5 protein-coding genes are annotated in these 2767 nt (G+C 61.4%); 2 read left to right on the top strand and 3 right to left on the bottom strand.

Annotation, left to right across the window (positions count from 1 at the left end):
• On the bottom strand, positions 1-190 hold a 190-nt coding region (locus EN906_RS29805), incomplete at its 3' end, for a helix-turn-helix domain-containing protein (RefSeq protein ID WP_164777458.1).
• Between the two features lie 100 nt (positions 191-290).
• On the opposite strand from EN906_RS29805, the gene EN906_RS29810 reads away from it, so the two are divergent.
• Positions 291-1121, top strand: coding sequence for an alpha/beta hydrolase (locus EN906_RS29810; protein WP_127269298.1), 831 nt, complete (start codon positions 291-293; stop codon positions 1119-1121).
• A 105-nt stretch (positions 1122-1226) separates the two neighbouring features.
• Positions 1227-1883: a glutathione S-transferase family protein gene (locus EN906_RS29815; RefSeq protein WP_127269297.1), complete on the top strand. Its 657-nt coding sequence runs from the start codon at positions 1227-1229 to the stop codon at positions 1881-1883.
• A gap of 6 nt (positions 1884-1889) precedes the next feature.
• Here the strand turns inward: EN906_RS29815 and EN906_RS29820 are convergent, their stop codons facing one another.
• Both EN906_RS29820 and EN906_RS29825 read right to left on the bottom strand, forming a co-directional pair.
• Entirely contained in the window at positions 1890-2153 is a 264-nt protein-coding gene (locus tag EN906_RS29820; protein ID WP_013529232.1) for a metalloregulator ArsR/SmtB family transcription factor, read from the bottom strand.
• A gap of 32 nt (positions 2154-2185) precedes the next feature.
• On the bottom strand, positions 2186-2767 hold a 582-nt coding region (locus tag EN906_RS29825), incomplete at its 5' end, for an MFS transporter (RefSeq protein ID WP_164777459.1).

Raw genomic sequence — 2767 nt, forward strand, 5'->3', positions numbered from 1 at the left:
GTTCCATCAGCCGCTTCAGCCGATCGGCGAGGATGTTGGAGGCGATGCCTTCCATCGATCCGTTGAGCAGCTCGCGAAAATGACGCCTGCCGCCGAAGATCATGTCGCGAAGGATGATCAGACTCCAGCGATCGCCGAACACTTCCAGCGACAGGTTGATCGGACATCCGGACCGGCGATCCATGCTCATGAGATTTTTTCTCCAAAACCAGTTGCATTGTCGTATCAGTTTTATTATCGTGCAACCGATTGCAAAATGCAATCAGTATTGCAGGAGAGGAGGCCGCACCGTGACGACGACCGAACGCCCCGAAATCATATCCGAAACCTTTGGCGATCCGGCGAACCCGCCGCTGTTGCTGATCATGGGAGCGATGGCCTCGATGCTGTGGTGGCCGGAGGCGTTTTGCCGGGAACTGGCCGATGCCGGCCTGTTCGTGATCCGCTACGACAATCGCGATACCGGCCGTTCGACCAAATACAAGCCGGGAGAGCCGCCCTACACGTTCGATGATATGGCCGACGATGCAATGCGCGTTCTCGACGACCACGGTATCGGCAAGGCGAATGTCGTCGGCATGTCGATGGGCGGCATGATCGCGCAGCTTGTGGCGTTGGAACACCCGTCCCGTGTCGCATCGCTGACCGTCATCAGCAGCACGCCCGTGGGAACCGACACTTCGCACCTGCCGCAGACGAGCGATGCCTATATCGAGCATTCGGCCGAGGGCGCCAAAGTCGATTGGTCGGACCGTGGCCAGGTGGTCGATTTCATCGTCAGGGATGCGCGGGCGATCGCCAGCGTCGCACATCCATTCGACGAGGCCCGGATGCGTGCCTTTGTCGAGCAGGATCACGACCGCTCCGGCGGCTTCCTGAGCGCGACCAACCATTTCATGCTCAGGGGCGGCGACGCGTGGAAAGGCCGCTTGCATGAAATGACGGCGCCGCTGCTGGTCATCCACGGCACGGCCGATCCGATCTTTCCGGTCGAACATGGCGAGGCGCTGGGGAAGGCGGTCACCGGCGCGAAAATCATCCGGATCGAAGGTGGCGGCCACGAGCTGCATCCAAACGACTGGGATATGATTGTTGCCGGCATCGTCGCCCACGCCGCTTGAAGCGGCAAAAGCAGGCCTTGACGAGCAATCCTTGCCGCAGTGTTTACCTATGACGAGCATGCCCGGCGCCGGCCACCGATAAACCAGGAAACAGGCGAGCAAAAAATGTCCCTGACGCTTCATTTCCATCCGCTGGCCTCCTTCTGCTGGAAGCCGCTGATCGCGCTGTACGAGAACGCCACGCCGTTCAAGCCTGTCATCGTCGATCTTGGCGATGCTCAGTCGCGCGCGGCCTTCCTGAAGATTTCGCCGGCCGGCAAGATGCCGGCGCTGCGCGACGATGCGCGCGACCGCACGGTGCTGGAATCGACCATTGTTGTCGAATATCTGGCCGCGCATTATCCGGGGCCGGTCGACCTCGTTCCCGCCGACATCGACCTGGCGCTGGCCGTTCGCCAAGCCGACCGCTTCTATGATTTCTATGTGCAGGAGCCGATGCAGAAGATCGTCGGCGATCGGTTGCGGCCGCAGGACAAGACTGACCCGTTCGGCGTCGAGCAGGCCTGCGACCAGCTTCGCAATTCCTATGCCATCATCGAACAAGACATGCAGTCGAAGATCTGGGCGATGGGCGACACCTTCACCATGGCCGATTGCGCAGCGTCCCCGGCGCTGTTCTATGCCAACAAGGTCGAGCCGTTCGGCGACAAGTATCCGACCGTGAAACGCTACCATGACCGGCTGCTGCAGCGCTCCGCCTTCGCCCGGGTGATCGAGGAGGCGCAGCCCTACTTCAAGTTCTTCCCCTACAACAACGGTTGATCGGGGTTAGGCTTCCCAGAACTGATCGAGCCAGATGTTGAGTTTGAGGAAGCCGGTGCCGCTTACCGTATAGACGCGCCTTGTTCCTTCCGGCTTGGCGTGGACCAGGCCGGCATCGAGCAGCACTTTCAGATGTTGCGACACAGCCGGGCGCGAGACCGGCAAGCCGGCGGCCAGTTCGGTGACGGTTTTCGGGCCGCGGCGAAGTTCTTCCAGAAGATGGCGCCGATTGGGATCGGCAATCGCCATGAAGGCGTCGGAAAACATCATGCCTGTATTAGTGAGGCAAAGCCTTTCGAATCTCAACCGTCTGCTTCTGCTTTTCTTCTGGGATCGAGCCGCAATGCTTCCGGGGTGACCGAACGGTCGGCCGGCTGCGTCTTGAAGGCATCACGATCGCCGATCGGCACCGGCGCGCGGCGGCTGATGCGCAGCAGCGTGTAGCCTGCCAGGCAGAGATGCGCCAAGGCGGTCGCCAAGAACAGACCTTCCGGGCGCATCCAGCCCATCAAAGCGGCGGCGAGCAAGGGTCCAATCATCGTGCCGAAGCCGTAGAGCAGCAACAGCCCGCCAGATACCTTGACGAAATCCTCCGAGCGCGCGTGGTCGTTGGCATGCGCCACGGCAATCGAATAGAGCGTGTAGGCGAAGGCGCCATAGGCGGCAGTGAAGACGATGACGAAGACGCCGGAGCGCGGCTCGAACAGAAAGATCAAGAGCGCGAACAAAGCCCCGCCGAAAGCCGCTCCCGCCAGCACGAAACGCCGGTCGGTCTTGTCGGAGAGACGCCCGGCCGGAAGCTGCATCGCGGCACCGGCAACGACCACAAGGCTCATCATCAGGGCGATCTCGGCCGTGGAAATGCCGATGCGGGCGCCATAGAC

The organism is Mesorhizobium sp. M7A.F.Ca.CA.004.06.1.1 (genome assembly GCF_003999135.1).
Taxonomy (GTDB): Bacteria; Pseudomonadota; Alphaproteobacteria; order Rhizobiales; family Rhizobiaceae; genus Mesorhizobium.